Origin of the sequence: Roseburia hominis, assembly GCA_040702975.1 — a bacterium.
GTDB classification, from domain to species: domain Bacteria; phylum Bacillota; class Clostridia; order Lachnospirales; family Lachnospiraceae; genus Allocoprococcus; species Allocoprococcus hominis_A.
Genome location: CP159990.1, coordinates 1,992,964 through 2,016,254 on the forward strand (window position 1 = coordinate 1,992,964; position 23,291 = coordinate 2,016,254).

At 45.2% G+C, this 23,291-nt stretch carries 26 protein-coding genes, 1 pseudogene and 1 riboswitch; of the genes and pseudogenes, 21 read left to right on the forward strand and 6 right to left on the reverse strand.

The genetic code is table 11. The features are described from left to right. The first annotated feature begins 57 nt into the window (after positions 1–57). From ABXS75_09240 to ABXS75_09275, 8 genes are all read left to right on the forward strand, one after another. Positions 58–948 carry a LysR family transcriptional regulator gene (locus ABXS75_09240; GenBank protein XCP86955.1) on the forward strand — a complete coding sequence of 297 codons (891 nt, stop codon included), beginning with the start codon at positions 58–60 and terminating at the stop codon, positions 946–948. 114 nt (positions 949–1,062) lie between these two features. Next, on the forward strand, positions 1,063–1,263 hold the full coding sequence (locus tag ABXS75_09245) for a hypothetical protein (GenBank protein XCP87121.1): 201 nt from the start codon (positions 1,063–1,065) through the stop codon (positions 1,261–1,263). 3 nt (positions 1,264–1,266) lie between these two features. Continuing rightward, complete coding sequence (locus ABXS75_09250) at positions 1,267–1,962, forward strand: flavodoxin (GenBank protein ID XCP86956.1); 696 nt, start codon at positions 1,267–1,269, stop codon at positions 1,960–1,962. 72 nt (positions 1,963–2,034) lie between these two features. Then, positions 2,035–2,382, forward strand: coding sequence for a cyclophilin-like fold protein (locus tag ABXS75_09255; protein XCP87122.1), 348 nt, complete (start codon positions 2,035–2,037; stop codon positions 2,380–2,382). A gap of 125 nt (positions 2,383–2,507) precedes the next feature. Continuing rightward, the gene (locus ABXS75_09260) at positions 2,508–3,221 is read left to right on the forward strand and encodes a flavodoxin (protein XCP87123.1); all 714 of its coding nucleotides are present in this window, start codon (positions 2,508–2,510) and stop codon (positions 3,219–3,221) included. Positions 3,222–3,271: 50 nt separating this feature from the next. Further along, positions 3,272–3,979 (forward strand): DUF4405 domain-containing protein, encoded by a 708-nt coding sequence (locus tag ABXS75_09265; GenBank protein XCP86957.1) that lies wholly within the window; start codon positions 3,272–3,274, stop codon positions 3,977–3,979. Next, positions 3,948–4,106, forward strand: a complete 159-nt coding sequence (locus ABXS75_09270; protein XCP86958.1) for a hypothetical protein — start codon at positions 3,948–3,950, stop codon at positions 4,104–4,106. The genes ABXS75_09265 and ABXS75_09270 overlap by 32 nt, the downstream gene beginning before the upstream one ends. Then, entirely contained in the window at positions 4,088–4,564 is a 477-nt protein-coding gene (locus ABXS75_09275) for an MATE family efflux transporter (protein XCP86959.1), read from the forward strand. Before ABXS75_09270 ends, ABXS75_09275 begins: the two co-directional genes overlap by 19 nt. Before the next feature lie 288 nt (positions 4,565–4,852). Here the strand turns inward: ABXS75_09275 and ABXS75_09280 are convergent, their stop codons facing one another. From ABXS75_09280 to ABXS75_09295, 4 genes are all read right to left on the reverse strand, one after another. Beyond that, positions 4,853–5,167, reverse strand: a complete 315-nt coding sequence (locus ABXS75_09280; GenBank protein ID XCP86960.1) for a DUF6618 family protein — start codon at positions 5,165–5,167, stop codon at positions 4,853–4,855. A gap of 19 nt (positions 5,168–5,186) precedes the next feature. Next, a complete protein-coding gene (locus ABXS75_09285) occupies positions 5,187–5,993 on the reverse strand; it encodes an AAA family ATPase (protein ID XCP86961.1) in 807 nt (268 codons plus the stop codon). Beyond that, positions 5,993–7,261 carry a DDE-type integrase/transposase/recombinase gene (locus ABXS75_09290; protein ID XCP86962.1) on the reverse strand — a complete coding sequence of 423 codons (1,269 nt, stop codon included), beginning with the start codon at positions 7,259–7,261 and terminating at the stop codon, positions 5,993–5,995. Before ABXS75_09290 ends, ABXS75_09285 begins: the two co-directional genes overlap by 1 nt. 89 nt (positions 7,262–7,350) lie before the next feature. Further along, complete coding sequence (locus ABXS75_09295; protein XCP86963.1) at positions 7,351–8,136, reverse strand: DUF6431 domain-containing protein; 786 nt, start codon at positions 8,134–8,136, stop codon at positions 7,351–7,353. Positions 8,137–8,199: 63 nt separating this feature from the next. Here ABXS75_09295 and ABXS75_09300 point away from each other — a divergent pair, with 63 nt between their 5' ends. After that, positions 8,200–8,853, forward strand: a complete 654-nt coding sequence (locus tag ABXS75_09300) for a flavodoxin (GenBank protein ID XCP86964.1) — start codon at positions 8,200–8,202, stop codon at positions 8,851–8,853. A gap of 230 nt (positions 8,854–9,083) precedes the next feature. After that, on the forward strand, positions 9,084–10,250 hold the full coding sequence (locus ABXS75_09305; protein ID XCP86965.1) for an iron-containing alcohol dehydrogenase: 1,167 nt from the start codon (positions 9,084–9,086) through the stop codon (positions 10,248–10,250). A 321-nt stretch (positions 10,251–10,571) separates the two neighbouring features. Here ABXS75_09305 and ABXS75_09310 read toward each other — a convergent pair whose 3' ends face one another. After that, a complete protein-coding gene (locus ABXS75_09310; protein XCP86966.1) occupies positions 10,572–11,498 on the reverse strand; it encodes a cation diffusion facilitator family transporter in 927 nt (308 codons plus the stop codon). 112 nt (positions 11,499–11,610) lie between these two features. Beyond that, a riboswitch (NiCo riboswitch) is annotated at positions 11,611–11,696 on the reverse strand. Between the two features lie 177 nt (positions 11,697–11,873). Between ABXS75_09310 and ABXS75_09315 the strand changes: the two genes are divergently transcribed. From ABXS75_09315 to ABXS75_09325, 3 genes are all read left to right on the forward strand, one after another. Next, positions 11,874–12,041 carry an ATP-grasp domain-containing protein gene (locus ABXS75_09315; GenBank protein XCP86967.1) on the forward strand — a complete coding sequence of 56 codons (168 nt, stop codon included), beginning with the start codon at positions 11,874–11,876 and terminating at the stop codon, positions 12,039–12,041. A 247-nt stretch (positions 12,042–12,288) separates the two neighbouring features. Continuing rightward, positions 12,289–14,064: an IS1634 family transposase gene (locus ABXS75_09320; GenBank protein XCP86968.1), complete on the forward strand. Its 1,776-nt coding sequence runs from the start codon at positions 12,289–12,291 to the stop codon at positions 14,062–14,064. A 235-nt stretch (positions 14,065–14,299) separates the two neighbouring features. Next, positions 14,300–14,467 carry an ATP-grasp domain-containing protein gene (locus tag ABXS75_09325; protein ID XCP86969.1) on the forward strand — a complete coding sequence of 56 codons (168 nt, stop codon included), beginning with the start codon at positions 14,300–14,302 and terminating at the stop codon, positions 14,465–14,467. 83 nt (positions 14,468–14,550) lie between these two features. Here ABXS75_09325 and ABXS75_09330 read toward each other — a convergent pair whose 3' ends face one another. Then, on the reverse strand, positions 14,551–17,388 hold the full coding sequence (locus ABXS75_09330; protein ID XCP86970.1) for an EAL domain-containing protein: 2,838 nt from the start codon (positions 17,386–17,388) through the stop codon (positions 14,551–14,553). Between the two features lie 472 nt (positions 17,389–17,860). Between ABXS75_09330 and ABXS75_09335 the strand changes: the two genes are divergently transcribed. The 8 genes and pseudogenes from ABXS75_09335 (at position 17,861) to ABXS75_09370 (ending at position 23,287) form a co-directional block, all read left to right on the forward strand. Next, the gene (locus ABXS75_09335) at positions 17,861–19,099 is read left to right on the forward strand and encodes an IS110 family transposase (GenBank protein XCP86971.1); all 1,239 of its coding nucleotides are present in this window, start codon (positions 17,861–17,863) and stop codon (positions 19,097–19,099) included. Between the two features lie 232 nt (positions 19,100–19,331). Then, positions 19,332–19,763 carry an ATP-binding cassette domain-containing protein gene (locus ABXS75_09340; protein XCP86972.1) on the forward strand — a complete coding sequence of 144 codons (432 nt, stop codon included), beginning with the start codon at positions 19,332–19,334 and terminating at the stop codon, positions 19,761–19,763. Between the two features lie 445 nt (positions 19,764–20,208). Beyond that, a complete protein-coding gene (locus ABXS75_09345) occupies positions 20,209–20,490 on the forward strand; it encodes an ABC-2 transporter permease (GenBank protein ID XCP87124.1) in 282 nt (93 codons plus the stop codon). A gap of 192 nt (positions 20,491–20,682) precedes the next feature. Continuing rightward, a pseudogene (locus ABXS75_09350) lies at positions 20,683–20,751 on the forward strand (sigma-70 family RNA polymerase sigma factor). A gap of 137 nt (positions 20,752–20,888) precedes the next feature. Further along, positions 20,889–21,464 carry a YdeI/OmpD-associated family protein gene (locus ABXS75_09355; protein XCP87125.1) on the forward strand — a complete coding sequence of 192 codons (576 nt, stop codon included), beginning with the start codon at positions 20,889–20,891 and terminating at the stop codon, positions 21,462–21,464. A 217-nt stretch (positions 21,465–21,681) separates the two neighbouring features. Continuing rightward, the gene (locus tag ABXS75_09360) at positions 21,682–21,993 is read left to right on the forward strand and encodes a class B sortase (protein XCP86973.1); all 312 of its coding nucleotides are present in this window, start codon (positions 21,682–21,684) and stop codon (positions 21,991–21,993) included. Between the two features lie 432 nt (positions 21,994–22,425). Beyond that, positions 22,426–22,635: a helix-turn-helix domain-containing protein gene (locus ABXS75_09365; GenBank protein XCP86974.1), complete on the forward strand. Its 210-nt coding sequence runs from the start codon at positions 22,426–22,428 to the stop codon at positions 22,633–22,635. Next, positions 22,607–23,287: a response regulator transcription factor gene (locus ABXS75_09370; GenBank protein XCP86975.1), complete on the forward strand. Its 681-nt coding sequence runs from the start codon at positions 22,607–22,609 to the stop codon at positions 23,285–23,287. The genes ABXS75_09365 and ABXS75_09370 overlap by 29 nt, the downstream gene beginning before the upstream one ends. The last annotated feature ends 4 nt before the right edge of the window (positions 23,288–23,291 follow it).

A 23,291-nucleotide genomic window follows, 5' to 3' on the forward strand; every position in this document is an offset into this window, starting at 1 on the left:
GTACCGAGAAGATATATGGCATAACAGAGCGTGAGTAAAGCTGAGAGGAGTTCACATATGGAAATTAGAGTTCTTCGCTATTTTTTGACTGTGGTCAGGGAAGAAAGTATTACAAAAGCCTCAGAGGTTTTGCATATCACACAGCCGACACTTTCTCGCCAGCTTGCACAAATGGAGGAAGAAATTGGTGTAAAACTGTTTGACAGAGGTACACGAAAAATCAAATTAACCAACGAGGGTATTCTGCTTCGGCGCCGCGCAGAAGAAATTTTGCAGCTTGTTGATAAGACAGAAAAAGAACTGATCGAGCAGGAGGAGCAGGTGGAAGGTAAGATTTCTATTGGCTGTGGAGAAATTGCGTCAGTACAGTTGCTTCCAGAGCTATTCAGGAATTTTCATCAGAAATATCCTCGTGTTACTTTTGATATTTTTACAGCAACTGCGGATTTGGTAAAAGAGCAGATGGATAAAGGACTTCTTGATCTCGGTCTGCTTTTGGAACCGATAGACATGGAGAAATATGATTTTGTCCGGATGGATATGAAAGAAAGGTGGATTGTTCTTATGCCGCCGAATGCTCCGCTTGCAGAAAAAGAATTTGTTACAGCAAGTGATTTGTCAGAAGTGCCCTTGATCCTTCCAAGACGTTTGCAGGTGCAGAGTGAACTTGCGAGTTGGTTTGGTGATTATTACAAAAATTTGAACATCATGTTTACCAGCAATCTGAGTACCAACGCTGCAGTAATGGTAAAGGAAGGTCTGGCATATTCGCTGGTCATTGAGGGAGCAGTACCTTTTTGGGATTTATCAAAAATAACTTATCGGCCATTGTATCCGGAACTTTTGGCAACGAGCGTTTTGGCGTGGAAACGTGGACAGCCATTTAGTCTGGCAGCAACAAAATTTATTGAATTTTCAAAATGCTTTTTGAGCATGAGTGAGGCATAAAAACTAAGTATTTGATATAAAACAAATGCGTAAGTATAATGTAAGTGCAAGAAAGGGGCAGCCTGCTCCATAATTGCACTTACATTTTTTTTGAGGAGGGAGTGCTGCTATTTGATGAAACCGGATACTTATTCTCTTGCTAAAGCCGGACTTGGCAAAGAAGAAATCGATGAAATCTTGGGATGTGAAGATAGAGGAAGGCAAATACAGATGTTGCGAAAATGTCGATACAGATTATTGGATGAAATACATGGAAAGCAGCAATCTCTCGATGAAATTGATTATATGATCAGTAAAATGAAAGAATGGAGGTAATCTATGAGGCAATTTTTATTAGTGCTGTTTACTGCACTCTTGGGGCTTTCGCTTACTGCCTGTAATGGAGCAGCAAAACCTTCCTGGAAAAACAGTGAATCAAATACAGACACATCTTCCCAGGAGGAAAATACTTTGGATTCAGAGGGGATTTTTGAAGAGGAAAATATAGAATCCAATCTAAGCACAAGCAATATTCTGATTGTCTATTTCTCACGTTGGGGAAATACAGAATATCCCTCTGATGTGGATGCCACAACTTCGGCAAGCATCGTGGTGGATGGTGATATTCGTTACGGAACAACGGAGTATATCGCCAATATGATAGCGGAGAAAGTGGGCGGAGACCTGCACCGGATCGAGACGGTTACTCCATATACGACAGACTTTGATGAATTACGGGATGTAAACCATGATGAAATGAACCGTAATTATCTGCCGGAGCTTAAAAAAGGTGATCTGGATATTTCCGCTTATGATACGGTGTTTGTGGGTTATCCGGTATGGGCAACTGATGTTCCGCAGGCAGTGTTATCCTTTTTGAATGAGTATGATTTAACCGGAAAAACGGTCATCCCATTTTGTACCCATGATGGCTATGGGGCGGGCGGCAGTTATCAGACTATCGCAGAAGCAAGCCATGCAGCAGTTTCTTTGGATGGCATTGCGATTGAGGCAAAGGATGTTCCGAATGCATAGGATACCGTAGCAGCATGGCTCACGGATATAGGAATATCCGAATCTAAGGAGCGAACAGAAACGCCTATCAGGATTACGATTGGTGATGTTACCTTAGATGGAGTCCTATACGATACAGAACTGGCAGAAGAAATCAAAGCGTATTTTCCGTTGACAATTTCTATGGTGGGTTACGGCGGCAGAGAGTACTATGGAGGAGTTGATTTCTACCCGGAACATGTGGAAGGCGGCCAGAAGAATTTTGAGAATGGTGATATTACCTATTGCGAGGCGCACCATAATATGGCCATTTTTTACGCACAGACGGACAACCCAAATCTTTCTGTTGATGTTATCCCCATTGGCAGGGTCACTTCCGACCTTTCTGTATTTGACAGCCTTGACAGCCGGGAAGAAATCACCTTCTCGCTGGCAGAATAAAAAATAGTTGAGCCGTCAGGCGAAACTATTTGCTACGCAAACGGAGCAAAGCGGAGTTCGCGTTTCCCGTCTCATTTTTTATGGAAAGAGGGACGAACGTAATAAAAAATCAGGAGGTTTTAATGATGAAAAAAACAATCGCTGTCTTACTTTCGTTGGTTATAATTTTTGGGCTTGTAGCCTGCGGAAATTCTGCAAGCCAGACAGAGCAGCCGTCCACGGAAGAAAATTCTGTGGAAAGCACGTCAAACATTGAAGAAACTACAGAAAACAGCAGTACGGACGTGGAGAATATGGATGTTCCTGAAAGCCAGCCGGAAGAATCGGATGCTCCCGATGATATACAGGAGAGCAAAGTTCTGGTTGCTTACTTCTCTGCGACGGGTACTACGCAGGGCGTAGCGGAACATATCGCAAACGGCCTGAATGCAGATATTTACGAGATTGTTCCTGAAGATCCCTACACGGATGCAGATCTTGATTACAACGATAACAACAGCCGTACTACTATTGAAATGAATGATCCTGATGCCCGTCCTGCTATTTCTGGCAGCGTGGAGAACATGGAACAGTATGACATTGTATTCATTGGCTATCCCATCTGGTGGGGAGAAGCGCCGAGAATCGTCAGCACTTTTGTGGAGAGTTATGATTTCTCTGGCAAAACCATCGTGCCTTTCTGCACTTCTGGCGGCAGCGGTACGGGTTCCAGCGCAACCAATCTGGAACAGCTAACAGGCGGAGCAGAGTGGCTTTCCGGCGAACGTTTAAGCGGCAGCGATTCCCAGGATACCGTGATGGAATGGGTAAATAGCCTTGGTTTGAACTTTAAAGAATAATCAGCATATCAGACAGCGGACTTATGACCAAAGGAAGGAGGAGATGTTATTTGAAGCCAAAAATAAAAATTAAAATGGGAATTGACTTCCTGATGACAGTGATGCTCCTTCTTCTGATGGCCTATCAAATTACCGGGCAGGAGCTTCATGAGTGGCTTGGAGGAGGAATGCTTGTGCTGTTTCTGTTGCATAACATTCTGAACATCAGGTGGTATGGAAACCTGTTCAAAGGGAAATATACCCTGCTGCGAGTGATGCAGGTGATCATCAATATCAGTGTGCTTGCTTCGATGTTGTGTTTGGGATTCAGCGGGATTGTGATGTCCCGTCATGTCTTTGTAGAACTTTCCATTCATGGGCCAATGGCAACAGCGAGAACCATGCACCTGGCGGCGTCCTATTGGGGATTTGTGCTGATGAGTATTCATTTGGGCTTTCACTGGAGCATGGTCCTTGGAATGTTCCGCAGACTTTGGGGCAGAAAGAAAACACCTACTGCATTTGTATGGCTGATACGTTTTATAGCAATTTTTATTGCAGGGTATGGAGCGTACTGTTTCCATAAGGAAAATATTGTCTCCTATATGTTCCTTAAACAGGAGTTTGTGTTCTTTGATTTTGAACAGAGTGTGGTATCCGTATTTGCAGGGTATATCGCCATGATGGGATTATGGGTTTTTATCAGCTTTTATGCCGTGAAAGGGATCAGAAAGAGGAGGATAGGGCATGGATCAGCAAACAACTTTGTTTTCAAATAAGAATTTGAAGGCAATGATTGTTCCCCTGTTTTTAGAGCAACTGCTTGTGATGCGGCAAATGGCGTTGCACAAAGCATCTGGTCGCTGGCCGCCCTGGCGGGAGTTGCTATGGGGCCTGTGTTCATAACGGTCATTGGACAGTGCATGGGAAATGGGGATACAAAGGCTGCGGACGATTATTTTAAGAAATTGACAAGGATCACAATTTTGCTTTCGTCCGCATGGAATCTTCTGATTTTTCTTCTGACCCCATTATTTATGAGATTTTATGCTTTGGAACCGGAAACAAAGCGACTTGTGATCCTGCTGGTTCTGATTCATAACCTGTTTAATGCCGCAGCATATCCCTTTTCCGGTGCGCTCAGCAATGGGCTGCGGGCTGCAGGTGATGTGAAATTTACCATGTATGTTTCGGTTATATCTACGATAGCGGTGCGTCTGCTGTTGTCATGGCTCTTCGGAATTGTCCTGCAGATGGGCGTGATTGGGATTGCCATTGCAATGGTTTGTGACTGGATCATTCGGGCGGTCATTTTCTTCTGGCGGCAGAAATCCGGGAAGTGGAAAACATTTCGGGTGATATAACCATGGAGGATGTGTGTATGAAGAAACGGATCGCCGGATTTCTGGCGCTCGCTATGCTGTGTTTTGTTACTGCTTGTGGTTCACAGGATGTTGGACGGCAAATTGAAGGAGACATAAACGGCGAATTATTTTTCTGATTTTTATCCCGTTGACTGCGCAGTGCAACCTGCAAATGCATTCTTCTATCAAAAACGCGGCACGCTGTTGGCAACAGGGAGACTGCTCTGAAATACAAAGAGCTGTGGAATCCATTGTGGGATCCACAGCCCATGTAAAATTCGTAATCTTTCAAATATTATCAGCCAGGGCAGGCAGATACACCAGGGCGGTGGCCACGGTTACTGCGTCTACCTTCCGCATCAGACTGCGGAGCCTTTCTTCGTTCCAGAAGATATCGGAGAAATCAGATAATTCGCACCCGATATCATGGTTGGGGATGCACAGGTAATTCCCATATTTATGCCGCCCGGCAAGGATGTGGAAGTAAGTCCCTCTCCCGCTGATTTCTGCTTCGTACTGGCCGGGAAGTTTCCGCAGCAGCGTAAGTTTTCCAGTCCAGCATTCTTTCCGTGAACCGTGCCTGAGAATACAGGTGTATTCCATAAACAGTACCCCTCCTTCCTTAGCCGAGGTTCTGGCTGCTGACGGAAGCCAGGATGACCTCTGTATCAATGACCTTCTTTTCCATCTGTGCCCCAAGTGTCAGCGCGTTGGTCATCAGGTTATCAACAAGCCTGGGACTGCCCTGGGAGTGGCTGTGGACAGCACACAGGGCTGCATGGTCAATAATGGAGGAAGCTCCGCCAGCACAGGCGATCTTGTGGAGGACATACTGCCCGACTTCCGAATCGGAGAGCCCGGAGAAGTTATAGTGGACGGTAACACGCTGCCGCAGTGCCTCATGGACGGGCTTTTTGAGCGTATTGTTCAGATGGGGCTCCCCACAGAGTATGAGAGTAAAGCAGTTGAGGGAATCATAGCCGTAATTCATGAGCATCTTGATATCCTCCAGAATGCCGGTAGAGAGATACTGTGCCTCATCGATGGCAAGGAGGAGGGGCTGCTTCTTTTCACGGTAGAGATAGAGGACCTGCTCCTGGATCGCCCGGAACATGCCGGGTTTGCCGCCTTTGGGTTCTATACCAAGCGTAGAACAGAACTGGCGGTAGAACTCCATGACACTGACGGTAGAGAGGCAGAGATACTCCATGTGGTAAAGATTCGGGTTCAGGCTTTTGGCAAAACAGCGCAGTGCGAAGGACTTGCCCATGCCGGGGCGTGCGGTGAACAGCCCGATGCCCCTGGTATCCTTGAGGTAGTCCAGCCGTGAGAGCATCTCCGAGATGTCTTTCGAGAGGAAACGGTCCTTCTCAGAGGCCATCTGTTTGTCAAAAGGGTTGAAGGCCAGCCCATAGTAAGTGCGGAACATCAGCAGGCACCTCCTATCTTTGAATAATCAATAGAAGGGGTGTTGTTACGTTTTGTCCTGCAGTTTTCATTTTTATCTGTCGGCCGGATGGGATAATGCTCCCCCTCATAAAGGATGTAGGCAGAGGACATATCGTCGGGAAGGAAGCGGATCTCAACTTTGGATGAGATGAACTGCATGGGGACGTCATAGGAGACCTTGTCGATGGAGACAGTGGAATCCTTATTCACCTTCCTGTTGATGCGGTTTAAGAAACATTCCTCCAGCCATTCCCTGGACTTTGGCATCTGTATGGCACAGCGCGTCTTCTGGTAACGTTCCATGGGGGTACAGCCGATGCCGGAATGCATGGAAGTATTGTAGGTGCGGATATAGTCCCGCAGGAGGGAATTGAACTGTGCCAGGGACGTGATGGAATCCATGTCCAGCGTATAAAGCCAGGTCTCCTTGAATGTCCTGAACTGGCGTTCGATCTTGGCCTTGCTGGCGCCGTCCCGCACTTTTGTATGAAGGAGGACCGTGCCGATGGAGCCGCAGATCAGGGAGAGCTGTTCATTTGAGTAGCTGCAGCCATTGTCGACATAGAGTTTCGCCGGAATGCCGTGGGAGGCAACTGCGTTTTTTAAAACTTTCTGGAAGTTATAGGCGTTATCGTTATAAAAAAGGCCGCCGCCCACCAGGAAACGCGAGTGGTCATCAATGATCATAATGCAGTAAACCCTCCTGCGCTGCCCGCCTTCCGTGATATAAGGGAGGTAACAGGTATCCGCCTGCCACATTTTCCCAAAGGCATCTTCCTCAAAAGCTTTCCTGTCCCTCATAGATGGATTGCGCGCCGACTTCAGGTCATGCTTTTTCACGAAGCGCTGGACGGCGCAGACGCTGACAGAGGCGGGGATAAAAGCTTCCTCCACAAGATGGCGGTGGATCTGGGTTGCGTTTAAGCGTGGGAAAGCCTCTTTCAGCCGGTAGATCTCTTCAATGGCCGTGTCCGGCAAGGCGCGTGTGGAGCCTTTGTCGGAACGTTCCCGGGGCATGAGCGCGTCAATGCCGCCATTCTGGTAAAGAGAGGCCCACTTGCTGAGGGTCTTGGGGCTGTACTGGAATACAGAGCCGTCAGGCAGGGTGAGGGGTTTTTCCGTTACCCGCTGGTAATAGGCGTTTCTGGACGCATCCGGATAAAGGCCATGGATGACCGGTGCAATGAGTGCGAGCCGGAACTGTGCCATAGCAGATGCGTCTGAAAAGTTTTTGGTGTTGTAATGCATAAAAAAATCCTCCTTTACTGTTTTCTATCAGCATATAGGAAGAACAGCCTGGAGACCATCCCTGTGTTATGTGGTGTCTGGGAAACGGTTCAGGGGCCGAACTGCTGTTGGCAGTAAGCCGCCGGATTTCTGTGGGACTGGAGGAAGGAGACAGAGAAGCGGCGGACAAAACCGGATGCAAAGCCGGAATAAGCGGGCATCCGAAAAAGGCCTTTCAGGAAAGAGAGGCCGGAGGACTCCCTGGAAGAGAGAAGGCCCAGCCACTCTTCCTTCTGCTTTTTGAACAGGGAAAGCCAATGGTAGAGCTGGTTTTGGTTAATACAGAAGCGTGCGCAGATTTTTTCTACGGAAGCAAGCCGAAGGAAATATTCCGCCAGGACACGGAGGATAAAGAAAAGGCCGTAGGAGGAATAAGGGATGATGAAATCCGGAAGGATGGCATGGGTATGGCCGCAGGAACAGACAAGGCGCAGGATACAGAGGCTGTGCCAGACAGGCTTTCCACCAACGAAATCAGCCAGGGAACGTTCATAATAGGCATGGACGGAACAAGCTCCCTTTGCCCCACAACAGGGGCAGGTCTGTAGTTCAGGCCGGAAACCGTCCATGAAGGAGTCAAAAAGCTTTTTTGATGAAGATTTTATACGAATTAACTTGCAAAACAGGGAATTATTTCTTATCATAATAAATGTCAGTGATGCCAAAGCCTCATGAGTGGGACATGATCCCGTATATGGCAGGTATGCTGGTGTATGAGAGAAAGAACGAACTGTAGGAGGGGCTGTTCTTTCTCTTTTTTGTTCCATAAAAACTATACTGGAATAGAGCAGGATGGTCAAGATAAAAGTGTGCTGTTTTTTACTGCACGCTGACATAGATAATAATTAAATGTTGAGATTTTAATTTGCTGTATTTGTGCAGGAGACAGGAACTTTAATTTGCTGGCTGACACACAGGAATCCAGCGATATTTCAATACCGGAAACATATTTATCAGAAGATGCGACAGAAACAGAGTCTGCTGACAGTGCAGATGGGCAGCAAGTGTCAGAACATAAGAAAATTCTGATTGCCTATTTTACATGGGTAGAAAATGCGGCGGATACTTCAGAAGTTGATGCCACCACATCAGCCAGCGTACAGCTCCCAGGAAATGTTGCGCAGATGGCAGCGTGGATTCATCAGGAGGTTGGAGGGGAATTATTCTCTATCCGGGTAGAAGAACCGTATCCGGCGGATTATGATGCGTGTCTTGACCGGGCGGCGGATGAAAAGGCGGAAAATGCAAGGCCAAAGCTGGTGGAAAAGGTTTCAGACCTTTCAGAGTATGACGTGGTGTTTTTAGGGTATCCAAACTGGTGGTACAGCGCACCGATGGCTGTTTTTTCTTTCTTGGAGGAAAATGACCTTAGCGGCAAGAAGGTTGTGCTATTTTGCTCCCACGGGACAGGAGGGCTTGCATCCAGCGTGAAAGATATTTCTGCTGTGCTTCCAGACAGTCAGATCGAAAGCAATGTGTTGGGTGTGTACCGTGATGATATATCGCAGTCACAGGAAACGATACAAAACTGGCTGGAAGAAATCGGCTATTGAAGGGATAAGGCATATTTCCAGATTCATTTTGGGGCAAATTATGAAACAGGAGTTTATGGCTGGACAAAAAAACTGGATACCATTAAAGACAGTTGGTTTTCGCATCTGTCAGTTGAAGTTCCCGGTGAGAACGGTTCCAATGAGTGACTGGAAGCGGTAGATGATGGAACATATAACAGTCTGAAGTAATGTCCGGTTCAGAGAAGATAAAGAAGAAGGAGGAGAAAATCATGTTAGGAAATTTTACATATTCAAACCCAACAAAAATTTATTTTGGGGAGGATTCCCTGCAGTATTTGGGCGAGGAACTTTCTAAATACGGGAAGACCGTTCAGTTGATTTACGGAGGCGGTTCTATCAAGAAAAATGGCATTTACGACCAGGTTATGGAACTGCTGAAGGAAAGTGGCAAGGTGGTCATTGAGGATGGCGGCGTGATGCCGAATCCTACCGTAGAGAAACTGCGGGAGGGTGTTCGGATTGCCAGAGAGAATCATGTGGATTTTCTGCTGGCTGTGGGCGGCGGCTCCTGTTGCGATTATGCTAAGGCGGTTTCCGTGTCTGTTCACTGTGATGAAGATCCATGGGAAAAGTATTACATCCGTTTTGAGGAACCGGACTGTGAGATTGTCCCTGTTGGTTGTATACTGACAATGGTGGGTACTGGCAGCGAGATGAACGGCGGCGCAGTCATTACCAATCATGACCAAAAGCTGAAAATCGGCCATGTATTTGGGGATCAGGTGATGCCGAAGTTTGCAATTCTGAATCCTAAATTTACCTTTACCCTGCCGAGACGGCAGATGGTGGCGGGTATCTACGATATTTTCAATCACATCTGCGAGCAGTATTTCTCCGGCGAGGATGACAATACCAGCGATTATATCAGCGAGGCGTTGATGAAATCAGTGGTTCATAGTTCCCGAATCGCCATCCAGAATCCGGAGGATTATGAGGCAAGGTCGAATATCATGTGGGCGGCAACCTGGGCGCTTAACACGCTTGTTTCCAGAGGAAAAAGCACAGACTGGATGGTTCATATGCTCGGGCAGTCTGTGGGCGCATATACCGATGCGACTCACGGAATGACGCTTTCCGCGGTTTCTCTGTCTTATTATCGGTACATCATGCCTTATGGCCTTGACAAGTTTCGCCGTTTCGCAGTGAATGTGTGGGAAGTTGATACCGACGGAAAATCCGATGAACAGATTGCCGAAGAAGGTCTTTCCCGCATGGAAGGCTGGATGAAGGAACTGGGTCTTGTGATGAATCTTGGTGAGCTGGGAGTAACAGAAGAAATGCTGGACCGCATCGCAGATGGGACGCTTATTATGGAGGGCGGATATAAGGTGTTGAATCATGATGAGGTGCTGGATATTTTGAAGATTAGTATGTGAGCAGGCAAGTGAAAAAAATCAGAAAAGGCTTGAATTTGAAGCGAGCGAATATTTTAAGGAGCGGATAAAAGATCTGGCACTGGATTGAAGAAAAGGATGGGGAATTATTGTAGAAGAGAAGAGGTCTTTGGGGTGGCACGGTTGGGTAATCAACAGAGTCATAACAAATTTTCTTCCTTTCTACGATCAGTTCAGGCGATCCAGTGCCAGAGAGACATTCTGCTGGCACGCGCTATGATTACCCAGTACGGCATGAGTGATGATTTCAGTATGGTCGCTATGGAAACCATCACTGGTGAAGCATTAATTGTGACAGTTTCATCACTCGTCCGTTTGGGCTGAATTTACATGCACCATGATATGTTTTACCTTTTGAAAATTCTTTTCAATATCCTCATGGACTTCTTCCGCAATTTTATGAGATTTCTCCAGAGTATAAGAACCATTCACTGCAATTTCTATATCTATATATATTTTGTTTCCAAAAATACGCGTATGAAGCGAATCTATCCCCATAACTGCTTCGTTTCTCATAACGCGTTCATAAATTTGCCTTTCTGTTTCCTCGTCACAGGAATGATCCACCAATTTATTGACAGCATCCTTAAAAATGTCATATGCAGCTTTAATGATAAATACAAAAATCACTAAACTTGCAATGGAATCCATAACTGGAAAGCCAAGCCTTGCTCCCGCAATTCCTATCAAAGCCCCTACAGAGGAAAACGCATCTGAACGGTGGTGCCATGCATCTGCCAGCAGTGCACTGGAGTCAATTCTTGCTGCATTGACTTTTGTATACCAAAACATAGCCTCTTTGCTTACAATGGAAACGATTGCTGCAACCAGCGCTAAAATCCCCGGTATCTGCAAATCGCCATAATTGCCGGACAGAATATTTTTCAATGCTTCCATCCCAATGCCAAGTCCTGTCATAAACAGAATCATTGCTAGTATAATGGCCGCCACACATTCCATACGCTCATGCCCATAAGGATGTTCCTTATCTGCTTCCTTTGAAGCAAGTCTGATCCCGATAATTACCACTACTGTACTAAACACGTCCGATGCAGAATGAATAGCATCACTAATCATCGCATTGGAATGAGCCACAATGCCCGATATAAGCTTAAACACAGACAATATCAAATTGCCTGTAATGCTCACGATTGACACTCTGTCTGCGACTCTCTGGAAATTATTGTCCGGATCAACATATACTTTTTTCGTCATTCGACTTCCCCACATACTAAGTACCTCCTAAATGTTAGATAGCTCTATGACACCAATATATGTGGGGATTTATTATATTACCTTTATAAAAAAGTATAAAAAATACCCACGAACCAGTATTAGCAACTACTGTCCCGTGGATAGAAGATTCCACTGCCACTCATGTGACCCGACTCCATGACCTATGGTCACGGTCTGTTCAGTTTGTACTGTAGATTTATATGCAGTGCAAAGAGTGTTTATAGATTAACATAGGTATCAAATATTGTCAAGCTGAAATGTGGAAAGTACCGCGGTAAACCTACAAAATTTGGGAAGTACCTTTCAAGGTTTGATGGGGACTAATAATGAGATTGTTGATTTATGGGGCAGGAGTTATTGGGTGTTTATATGCAACACTATTTTAGGAGGTCAAGGCCGGGGCAGGAGAAACTTGTAACAGTGGACATTGCAAGAAGAGAAGACGGATTTCTGATTATTATGGAATTTGGAGACGGGCAGGTCTCAGGATTGCAGCAGCTTGAGGCAGAGAGATTCTACAGGGCATTCAGAATTTGAAAAAGGACAGGTGTGAGAAGCCTGTCCCTTTTTCAAAGTTGCTCAGAGGGTAACACAAAGCAGTCCGAGATGCTTGAATCCTGTTACCGGTTGCCGCTCCCTCCTTTGCTCGGGAGTTTGACAGTTAAATAATGGAAAAAGTACTTGCAGGCCCCATAAAGCCTGTATTTTTTTGTCAAATCTTATTCGTTTTGTTGTGGCTATTTGTAGCTATATGTGGTATAATAAGGATTAGGAGGTGTTTGCCATGAAACTTACAGTAAGCAAATCGAAAAATTCTGCATCCTTTTATGTACAGAAAACAATCCGAAAACCAGATGGCCGTGTGACCACTGTCACAGTTGAAAAACTTGGCAACCTGACAGAAGTCACCGCAAAAGCCGGTGGTAAGGATCCCTATGTATGGGCACAGGAGTATGTCAATGAATTAAATCGCAAAGAGTATGATGAGAACAAAGAAATCCTTATCAGCTATTCTCCTTCAAAGCTCCTGAAGAAAAATGAACAGAAGCTTTTTAACTGCGGTTATCTCTTCCTGCAGAACATTTATTATAGTTTGGGGCTGGACAAAATATGCAGGGATATTTCCTCCCGTCATTCTTTTGCTTATGATTTGAATGATGTCCTTTCGAAGCTTATTTATACAAGAATTCTTTATCCATCTTCAAAACTGTCCTCCAACAGACAGGCCACGAAATTTATTGAGCAGCCCACATTCGAACTGCATGACATCTACAGGACCCTTTCTGTCCTTTCGGAAGAAAATGATCTTATACAGGCACAGCTTTATAAAAACAGCCAGAAGGTCTGCGAACGCAGGAAAGATGTCCTTTATTATGACTGTACGAATTACTTCTTTGAGATTGAAGAGGCAGATGATCTGCGCCGCTATGGAAAATCCAAACAGCACCAGCCCCTCCCTATCGTTGGTATGGGACTGTTCATGGATCACGACGGCATTCCGCTGGCCTTCGATATTTATCCCGGAAACAAAAATGAACAGCCCACTTTGAAACCACTGGAGCAAAAAGTACTCCGCGATTACGGACTTGACCAGATCATCGTCTGTACAGATGCAGGGCTTTCTTCCAAGACAAACCGGAAGTTCAATGACAGAAAGATTAATGGTGTACAGCTCCGTAGTTTTATTACCATACAATCCATAAAACAGCTGCCTGACTATCTCAAGGATTTTGCACTTGATCCAGACGGATGGCACCTGCCAGGTTCTGATGAAACCTTTAATCTCAACGAGATCGATGAAGCAAAGAATTATAAAAACATTTTTTATAAGGATCGCTGGATCAAAGAGGACCTCTCCCAACGGAAGATCAAAAAAGGAGCCCAGCCATTAGAACAACATCTGGTCGTTTCTTTTTCTCCAAAATATAAAGCTTATCAGAGGAAGATCCGGAACGGGCAGGTCGAGCGTGCACAGCAGCTTATTAATGATGGGAAGTATAAACAGCGTCCCAAGAACCAGAATGACCCGCACAGATTTATCTCCAGAGAGAAAGCAACCAAAGATGGAGAAGTCTGCTCAGAAGAGATCGTGTATCTTAATACAGATGCAATCCGGGAAGAAGAACGTTATGATGGTTTCTATGCTGTATGCACGAACCTGGATGATATGAGTGTAGAAGAGATCGTAAGAATCAACAAGAAGCGCTGGGAGATTGAAGAATGTTTCCGGGTCATGAAAACGGAATTCAGGGCCCGCCCCGTATACCTTCAGACAGAAGACCATATCCGTGCCCATTTCATCACTTGTTTTATAGCACTTGTTATCTACAGGATTCTGGAAAAGGAACTCAAAGAAGCCTATACATGTGAGGAAATCATAGATACTTTAAAGAACATGATGATGGCCCGCCCCGGTGAGAAACTGGGGTACACACCCGTTTATACAAGGACGGATCTGACGGACAGACTACACGAAACAGCCGGATTCCGTACCGATTATCAAATCATAACTGATGTAAATATGAGGAAAATAATACGAGCCTCAAAGAAGAAAAAGTAATAATATATAGCTACATTTTGAACAACAAAAAAATCCGTAGAAAGCTTGATTTTACAGCAATCTACGGATTTTTACTGTCAAAGATGGGAGATTAACATAGGTATCAAATATTGTCAAGCTGAAATGTGGAAAGTACCGCGGTAAACCTACAAAATTTGGGAAGTACCTTTCAAGGTTTGATGGGGACTAATAATGAGATTGTTGATTTATGGGGCAGGAGTTATTGGGTGTTTATATGCAACACTATTTTAGGAGGTCAAGGCCGGGGCAGGAGAAACTTGTAACAGTGGACATTGCAAGAAGAGAAGACGGATTTCTGATTATTATGGAATTTGGAGACGGGCAGGTCTCAGGATTGCAGCAGCTTGAGGCAGAGAGATTCTACAGGGCATTCAGAATTTGAAAAAGGACAGGTGTGAGAAGCCTGTCCCTTTTTCAAAGTTGCTCAGAGGGTAACACAAAGCAGTCCGAGATGCTTGAATCCTGTTACCGGTCGCCGCTCCCTCCTTTGCTCTTCTTTTCCATTAAGAAAGCCTTCAGGTCTCCGGCAAGCAAGGGTTTAGAGAAATAGTATCCCTGGCAGGAGGTGGCACGGAAGCCTTTGAGGTATTCGTAGGTCTCCCGGTCCTCTATCCCCTCCAGGCAGCTTTGATAGCCCATGCGACGGGTCGCTTCCACGATGGAGCCGACAAAGACTTGATTTGCTTCTCGGGCGCGAATATCTGTAATAAAAGTCTTATCCAGCTTGATCTCATCCACGGGGAGAGCGAGCAGCATATTCAGCGAAGAGAAACCAGTTCCCACATCATCCAGGGCGACCTGAATGCCAAAATTGTGAAAGAAGTCAATCTGGGCTTTGAGAAAATCAAAATCCAGCTCACGACACCGTTCGGTCAGCTCCAGGCAGAGCTGAGACGGCGGAAATCCGCTCTCCCGCAGCGCCTCCACCACCATTGTGTTGAAGCGCTCGTCCTCCAGCTGGAGAACGGTGATGTTGACGTTGATTACAAAATCGGGCACAACCGAGAGCATTTCCCGGGCGTCCAGAAGGGCTTTTTGAAGAATCCAGCGTCCTACCTGGTAGAAACATGGGTCGTTTTCCAGCCAGGGGACAAACTGCCCCGGTCCTACTTTGCCGAATTGCTCGTCCTGCCACCGCAGAAGCGCCTCCGCACCGATAACCTCCTCGTTATCCATTCGGAGGAGGGGCTGATATTCCAAATAGAAGCCTTTTCGCTCGGTCACCGCGTCCTGATGGATGGCGGCCAGCAGCCGGAAGTCCCCTTCCGTCCCGTCCGGCGTCGGATCGTTGTAGAAAATGAGCCTTCCGTGACTTTCCTGCTTGGAACGCTCCAGAGCATGGGTCAGATTATTCCGAATGGCAGCGATACCGCCGGTAAAGTGTCTGTCCATAATAAAGGCTCCTCCCGCCAGGCGGAGGGGAATGACCATCGTATTTATCAATATCTCATGGCTGGCAGCGTTTTGCAGGGCCTTGTAAAGCCTCTGGACATCCTCCGCCTCCATCTCCGTCATACACAGAAAGAACTTAGTGCCTCCCATGCGGAAAATCCGGCCTTTCCCGTCCAGAAGCCGCTTCACAATCCCTGCGAACTGGCTCAGTAGTTGGTCTCCGTTTTTGTAGCCGTACAATAGATTGATTCGGCTAAACGTAAAAATTCCCACCGATAGGAAGGATACCCGCACGCCCTCCCGGATTAACCCTTCCACGTAAGGAATCAGGGCCTGCTCGTTATGAAGCCCGGTGACCGGATCAATGTTCTCAGCGATTCCGTGATTGGTGATCGTGGCAGCGAACAGATCGGGGGCGCCGTTTTTGCCCCTCAGGATCGAGCCACGGCATGTGCAGATTACATATTCTCCTCGCTTATTGCGTGCGCGGTATTCCATATCATGCTCCTTTTTGACCCCGTCAAACACATCACTGATGTCTGCCCAGTAGTCAGCCCGGTCATCCGGGTGGATATACTCCAGCCAAACGGTACCGCCGTCAAAAATAAACTCGCCGGGCAGGTCAAAATAGTCTACCGCAGACTTAGACCACCGCGAGACATTGGTGGACAGATTGTGCAAGGTGAGATAGTTCCGGTCACCTGTGGCGGCAAAGACATCAAAGATGCGGTCAGTCAGGCCGGTCAGGTTTAGTTTCTGTCCGTCTTTCGACAGGAAGGCTGCCGCTTTCTTCATATCGGCCTTGTTTTTATACATGAGATAATCGGCCACTCGCAACACACTGCGCAAAGTGGCGTATTCTTTCCCGGATACGGCGTAGCCAATGGCGACACTCATCCGATAGGGCAGCTCCCCGGACCTGGTCTCGCAGTCCGCGTTGACCCGGCTAATCTCCAGCTGGATATCCGTCTCATCTGCGCCGCGATATACTGCCAGAAATTCGTCTCCGCCCATACGATAAATGCTTTCCGCGCTCCGAAGATTTTTCATCAGGATTTGAGCGATATGGCCGATATAGGAATCGCCTTCCAGGTGGCCGTGTTCATCGTTGACTGCCTTGAGGTTATTGAGGTCGCAGAAAACCAGCCCAAATTGGATATTCCGGTTTCGGGCATACTCCGCCTCCATCTGCTGGATATCAATCTCGTAGCTGTGGCGGCTCTTTACGCCGGTGAGCGCGTCGATTAATAATTTCTGTTTAAACACATCCGCCGGGTTTTCCAGCGAGAAGAAAAATCCCACTGCAACGATGGTGGCTGCTCCACCTGTGAACAGAAGCTCAGGCACCAAGATCTGGATGCACTCCGCCGTTATCAGCATGGCCAGCATGGGAATCAAGGCCATCCGTACATGGGGCGCCAGCTTCTTGTAATTCATGCCCAGGATTACCCCGCTGCTGATAAAGAAAGCCATGGCCAGTCCGTACCCCACAAAGGCTGCCGGCCCCAGGCTATAATTGGTCCCATTGCCCCGGAGGTACACGATAGGCAGAACGGGTAAAAGGATTAAATAGACCGTCAGCAGGCAAAAGCTGCTGGTCCTCACCATTTTCTGTATCCGTTTCCCATAGGATAGTGCAATCACATAGCAAAAGAACTCCTGAGAAAACAGGATGGCGAACAGGTAAAAGATCACATGAACGATGAAATTGAACCACATGGGGACTTTGTCCAGATTGTTCACTGTCAGCACTGTGACGATATCAAAGACAACATGGCCAATGGCGTAGACCAGCATTCTCTGAAAGCTGCCATGATCCTTCCCCATCTTATAAAAATGCCCGTTGATCCAGAAAAATATCAAGATGATTAAACAAACGATTTCTTCACGCACAATCAACAATGGATACATATTCCCAACCCCCAGACAACTCTATCATATACATTAACAATACTATCAGATGTTTTCTAAAAACACAAGATAAAGAATTCCCTGCAGGGTTGTTAGAAGATTTACAATATAAAAATAGTTGACAAAGGGGGCTTGTAAGTTATTATAAAGTCATATTTTTAAGAAAGAGCAGGTATGTGCATGTTAATTGTTTCTGTAGTGGCAAAAAACAACTAAACCCCCATGTCCGCACGCCTGACACCACCATAAATGAAACTATGCAGACGACAGGTTATTGAATTTATCTTTGACGCAACTTATACTGGTATTAACGGCAAAGATCGATTTAACTTTGGGCTTGTAGCCCGCTAACTAAACTGATTTCAGGTTTCCTCATTTGCACCACCATCTGTCCAGCTGCTTGCGGCAAAAGGACGTACAGTAAAATGATAACAGACAGGAAACCGTGCCGTAAATTTCCCACGGAGGTATCATGATGGATAAAATTTACGACAATTGTTGTGGTATTGATGTGCACAAAAAACTCATCGTTGCCTGCCTTAGAAAAGGCAACAGGCAGGAAGTTCGTGAGTTTGGTGCAACAACCAGAGAACTTCTCATGCTGGCTGACTGGCTCAAAGACAGCGGCTGTGAAATGACCGCAATGGAGAGCACCGCTTCGTATTGGAAGCCTCTGTATAACATCCTTGAATCTTCTGACCTGAAAGCCATGGTGGTAAATGCCCGCCATATGAAGGCTGTTCCCGGGAGAAAAACGGATGTAAAGGATGCTGAATGGATTGCTGACCTTCTTCAGCATGGTCTGTTACGGCCCAGCTATATCCCAGATAAAGACCAGCGGGAACTGCGGGAGCTTGTCCGCTACCGCAAAAGCCTTGTCGCAGAGCGAACCCGGGAACTGAACCGGCTCCAAAAGATGCTGGAAGGTGCAAATATCAAGCTTTCCGGAACTGTCACCGATATCAATGGTAAAAGCGCACGCAGTATCCTCGAATATCTGCTCACGGGTAAATCCATTGACGGTGCAAAGTACGATGAAATGTATGACAAAAAAATTATTGCGCATAATCTCAAAGCAACAAAGGAGCAGATTGTGGACGACCTCAATGGTTTCATGTCCCCGCTTCAGCGCAGGATGATGAAGGAACTCCTGAACCATCTGGATGAATTGAATATCCATATCAAGAATCTTGATGGTGAGATAGACAATTTTATGAAGCCGGAGGAAAAGGAAGCATCAGCTGCCATTCAGGATGTTACCGGGATTGGAAATACCAGCGCTCAGGCAATCATTTCCGTGATCGGCACAGACATGGAACGTTTTCCCACGGATGCCCATATTTCTTCATGGGCAGGCCTATGTCCCGGAGACAATGAAAGCGCAAAGAAGCGAAAATCCGGTAAAACAAGGAAAGGGAATGCCCTTCTCCGAACCACCTTAATTACCTGTGCGCATGCAGCTGTTAAGAATAAAAAGTCCTACTTTTATGCGCAATTTATGCGGATCAGTTCACATCGGGGACCGAAACGTGCCTACGTTGCTGTCGCTCATTCCATGCTGATAGCAATTTATCATATCCTCAAGGATAGTGTAGTTTTCAAAGATCTCGGTGCCGAATACTATAATCAGTTCAATAAGGAACGTAAAATCAATGCGTACCTGAAAAAGTTAAAAGCACTTGGCTGGGAGGCTCCTGTAGTTGCCACATAGACCTGTCTACTAAGTTCAAAATGAATGTTTAATAGCTTGATAGGGGCAGTTTGCGCTTTTTGGCTACCCGGAAGTTAATGTTTCACAGTAAATTTTATAAGAGGGTAAGTATTGTGCGTAGTGTTTTATTTGTGTTACCCTTTTCACATTTTGAAATGCTGGTTGTTTCTGTCATACAGAATACTGCATACACCGGGAATATGAAGAAAAAATTGCAGTAAATGCTTTTGATATGGAGGTGGATGAGGGTGAATTTATAGGTCTGATCGGGCCGAACGGGGCTGGAAAAACAACCCTGGTAAAGATGTTGACGGGTATTATTGCGCCGACAGACGGTAAGATACAGGTCATGGGTTTTTATCCAAACAAATTAGAGAAAGCATTTAAACAGCAGTATGCGGTTGTTATGGGACAAAAGAGCCAGTTGTTTTTCGAACTGACAGCGGAGGATATGTTGAGGTTGTTTAAAGAAATATATCGTATCCCGGAAGATGAATATAGGAGGAACAAGGACTTTTTTGTGGATTTGTTCCAGGTACGGGAGCTTATGAATGTACAGGTAAGGACTTTATCACTGGGAGAACGGATGAAAATGGAACTGATTGTTGCATTGCTTCATAATCCCAAAATATTGTTTTTGGATGTAAACTGGTGCAAGGGTTAGGATGGTGTATGGCGTGTCTTGTGTTGAAAATAATGGAATATAAGTACATGATACACAAAGTATAGGAAAAAATGTGTATCAAGTAGAGAGAGAATGTAGGATGACTGGTAAGGGAAATGGAATCTCTTTGACCGGTCTTTTATTATGTGGATTGCACAATCTGTCGCAGGGGTTCTTGGCGCATTCTGTGAATAGCTTTCTTTGGAAAAAGTGATATAGTGTAATACTTGGTAAAACATAAAATGTCAAAATGTGAAAGGATATGAGTTGGGAGGAAAAGTAATGAGTGTTGTGACAGTTATTATTCCTGTTTATATGGCTGCAAATTTGTTCCTATTACCAATATTGTACCGTGTTTATAAAAAATCGGAGATAAAATAGATGAAATATCACAGCAAACGAAAATTCTACAAATTATAGTTACTCTGGTTGTTGCTGTTTGTGCTTGTATGCTGCTATCGGTATGAGTGCCACGTTATTGGCGGGCGGCATTAGCTTACCGTGTGCCTATCTGTTTGATCCGGAAAAATCTCAAATTATTTTTATGATGTCTTTTATGGCGTCAACAGGGATTATTGTTGGGCTTGTGCTTCTCACGAATCTCTTTATTTCTGTAAAAAACAATATCATGTTGACTTTTAATATCGTGCTTATAATTTCTGTTGCCTGGTTTTTTATCTCTCATCAAATTGCAGCAACGATATATCAAAATCGGGATATCGTTTGACAATGCAGCAGCAAGCCCAGCCGAGCCAGCGGGCGGTCAAGATGAACAGGCTTCGCTCACCGCCCTCAGCCCCGCCGGGTTTTGCAATTAGGCAGTCAAGGAGCGACAGCCTAAAGTGCTGCCGCCCCTTACTATCATAAAAAGAAACTACCAACCAGCCACAGCCTTTTTGGGAGGAAAGGGGGATTTTCCATGACCTGCACAGAAGAATACCGGGAACATATCGAGTACACTTTCCATACCTCTTGCAAAGTCGTTATCTCCCTTTTACCTTAAGTGTTGCTGGTATTAAACTCCGTCGATTTCACCAAAGGACTTAATAAATATGTAGTCTTACCTCCAACCTTGAAATAGACAAGAAATATTAAGGAATAAATTTAGATAAGAAGGTGATTTACATAGAGCCAATAAATCTATTGAGTGTCATAAACCGTGATGAATTGCGAGTTTGGCTTGAAAAATATCATAAGACAGAAAAAGAATGCTGGGTTATAGTGAGGCGTGGACGGCCAAAGGATGATGGTACTTTTTGGTATATAGATGCAGTAGAGGAAGCAATGTGTTTTGGGTGGATAGACAGCACAACAAAAACACTTGATAATGGCATAACTGCACAAAAGCTGGCGCCAAGAAGAAAAGGAAGCCTTTGGTCTGAATTAAATAAAGAACGTTGCCGCAGAATGGAAAAACTTGGACGAATGACAGATGCAGGGCGTGCTGTACTACCAGATATGTCACCAGCAGGTTTTATCATAGATAAAGAAATTCTGAAAGCATTACAAACTGATAAAGAAGTGTGGGAGAATTTTCTTAAATTCCCATCTCTTTATCAGAGGGTACGCATAGATACTATACAAATAAAAAAGAAACAACCACAACTTTTTCAAAGTAGATTGCAAAAGTTAATTGAAAATACGAAAAGAGGAATAATGTATGGGGAATGGAATGATAATGGGCGATTATTAGACTATTAGCTCCGGCAACCACGTTTTCGGATAATATAATGCCAATTCTATTTAACTCAAGGACAGTTCGGCAGGAAAAAACACCTCTGAGTTAAATACAATCATAGAGCAATTACGGGAAAACGAGTTAAACACAATCATAACGGGTTGTATATCCGGCCTCTTATCCGTGTAATCAGAGTAAGGAGGCGGATATCATGATGGCCATCACATGAAGGACGGATCCATGTTTCACGGACTAATGGAGTACAAAAGTCAGGAGTATTATGATGAACATCCAACCGCACTGTTCCTGACGCCGGATGCCAATTATGAGGTGAAGATTTTTGCCGGGTATGTGGCCAGCGTGGATACGGATGCCTGGACAGTTGGGTTTTCCTCAGACTTGGAATTTGAAGAGTGGCTCCGGAGAGCTAAAGAACGCTCCTGTTTTACAAGCAAGATTACTCCTGCAGTCACAGACCGGATTCTTACGCTGTCCACCTGCAGCTATGAATTCAATAATGCGAGGTTTGTGCTGCATGGAGTAATGCAGTAAATCTAAAATTCCTGTGTACTTTACTGGAACTTCATATTTTCTACTATGGAAATGGACTTCACAATCTGACTTTTTTGTGATCTCTATGGAATCTTCAAAATTATACCCTAATGTGACAGGGCAACTATCTTATTGTTGGTAGCCGCTCTTGTCATTCCTGGGCTGTGGCCTGTTTTAAGCGTTCCGAAGGAACGCGCAGCCGTCACCGCAGGTGGCGATCTCAGGGGTTTGGGGACATGTCACCAACAAGCATTTTAGAGGGTTTCACGGCAACGGGAAATCCTCTAAAATACGCAATCTTACGGAAGATTGCATTGCTTGCCAGTAGTGTACTTTCTCTTATAATCATAAAAAATTCAGAGAATGTTCACCCTCAACCTATTGTATTCTTCGAGCAAACGAAATATAATATTCTTATGCTGGAGGTGCGATATGGATTATATGACGCTGAAACAAGCAAGTGAAAAATGGGGTATCTCTCCCCGCATGATAAACTATTACTGTTCAGAGGGGCGCATTGTTGGTGCGGAAAAGGCTGGGACAGTTTGGCTGATACCAAAAGATTCTCAAAAGCCGATTGACGGCAGAACAAAACAGGGAAAGGTGCAGAAAGATGGAAAAAATACTTTATGTGGAAGATGATTTGAGTTTAATCGACGGTTTGAAATATACACTGGAAACCAGCGGATATTTAGTGGACAATGCTCGAACCGTAAGGCAAGCGTTGACTTTATACAAGAACAACCAATATGATTTGCTTTTGCTGGATGTCACTCTGCCAGACGGAACGGGATTTGATATTTGCAGAGAAGTGAGAAATGCGTCTACCATACCTATTATTTTTTTGACAGCCTCCGATCAGGAAATCAGCATTGTCAGGGGGCTTGATATGGGAGGCGACGATTATATTACAAAGCCTTTCAAGTTAAATGAGCTGCTTTCCAGAATTAAGGCTCTGCTCCGACGCTCTACACAATTTTCAAGGTCAGAGATTTTAGAGGCAAACGGTATAAAAATAGATTTGATGGAACGTCTTGTTTGGAAAGACGATGTACTGCTCGACCTTCCTCTTGTTGAATACAAACTGCTTTGCCTTTTTCTGCAAAACCCAAACCACCTGTTATCGCGGGAAATGATATTAGACCGTATGTGGGATGGATATGGAAACTATGTAGATGATAATACCTTGTCGGTTTATATTCGCCGCTTGCGGAATAAAATTGAGGAAAACCCCAATGCGCCAAAATATCTGTTGACGGAACGCGGATTCGGCTACAAGTGGGTCGTGGAGTAGAAAT

Excerpts from the sequence above, each read along its gene's own strand:
- ABXS75_09240 (XCP86955.1), top strand. The coding sequence starts at position 58 with ATGGAAATTAGAGTTCTTCGCTATTTTTTGACTGTGGTCAGGGAAGAA.
- ABXS75_09245 (XCP87121.1), top strand. The coding sequence starts at position 1,063 with ATGAAACCGGATACTTATTCTCTTGCTAAAGCCGGACTTGGCAAAGAA.
- ABXS75_09250 (XCP86956.1), top strand. The coding sequence starts at position 1,267 with ATGAGGCAATTTTTATTAGTGCTGTTTACTGCACTCTTGGGGCTTTCG.
- ABXS75_09260 (XCP87123.1), top strand. The coding sequence starts at position 2,508 with ATGAAAAAAACAATCGCTGTCTTACTTTCGTTGGTTATAATTTTTGGG.
- ABXS75_09270 (XCP86958.1), top strand. The coding sequence starts at position 3,948 with ATGGATCAGCAAACAACTTTGTTTTCAAATAAGAATTTGAAGGCAATG.
- ABXS75_09275 (XCP86959.1), top strand. The coding sequence starts at position 4,088 with ATGGGGCCTGTGTTCATAACGGTCATTGGACAGTGCATGGGAAATGGG.
- ABXS75_09280 (XCP86960.1), bottom strand. The coding sequence starts at position 5,167 with ATGGAATACACCTGTATTCTCAGGCACGGTTCACGGAAAGAATGCTGG.
- ABXS75_09285 (XCP86961.1), bottom strand. The coding sequence starts at position 5,993 with ATGTTCCGCACTTACTATGGGCTGGCCTTCAACCCTTTTGACAAACAG.
- ABXS75_09290 (XCP86962.1), bottom strand. The coding sequence starts at position 7,261 with ATGCATTACAACACCAAAAACTTTTCAGACGCATCTGCTATGGCACAG.
- ABXS75_09295 (XCP86963.1), bottom strand. The coding sequence starts at position 8,136 with ATGTCAGCGTGCAGTAAAAAACAGCACACTTTTATCTTGACCATCCTG.
- ABXS75_09305 (XCP86965.1), top strand. The coding sequence starts at position 9,084 with ATGTTAGGAAATTTTACATATTCAAACCCAACAAAAATTTATTTTGGG.
- ABXS75_09310 (XCP86966.1), bottom strand. The coding sequence starts at position 11,498 with ATGTGGGGAAGTCGAATGACGAAAAAAGTATATGTTGATCCGGACAAT.
- ABXS75_09315 (XCP86967.1), top strand. The coding sequence starts at position 11,874 with ATGCAACACTATTTTAGGAGGTCAAGGCCGGGGCAGGAGAAACTTGTA.
- ABXS75_09320 (XCP86968.1), top strand. The coding sequence starts at position 12,289 with ATGAAACTTACAGTAAGCAAATCGAAAAATTCTGCATCCTTTTATGTA.
- ABXS75_09325 (XCP86969.1), top strand. The coding sequence starts at position 14,300 with ATGCAACACTATTTTAGGAGGTCAAGGCCGGGGCAGGAGAAACTTGTA.
- ABXS75_09330 (XCP86970.1), bottom strand. The coding sequence starts at position 17,388 with ATGTATCCATTGTTGATTGTGCGTGAAGAAATCGTTTGTTTAATCATC.
- ABXS75_09335 (XCP86971.1), top strand. The coding sequence starts at position 17,861 with ATGATGGATAAAATTTACGACAATTGTTGTGGTATTGATGTGCACAAA.
- ABXS75_09340 (XCP86972.1), top strand. The coding sequence starts at position 19,332 with ATGGAGGTGGATGAGGGTGAATTTATAGGTCTGATCGGGCCGAACGGG.
- ABXS75_09360 (XCP86973.1), top strand. The coding sequence starts at position 21,682 with ATGTTTCACGGACTAATGGAGTACAAAAGTCAGGAGTATTATGATGAA.
- ABXS75_09365 (XCP86974.1), top strand. The coding sequence starts at position 22,426 with ATGGATTATATGACGCTGAAACAAGCAAGTGAAAAATGGGGTATCTCT.
- ABXS75_09370 (XCP86975.1), top strand. The coding sequence starts at position 22,607 with ATGGAAAAAATACTTTATGTGGAAGATGATTTGAGTTTAATCGACGGT.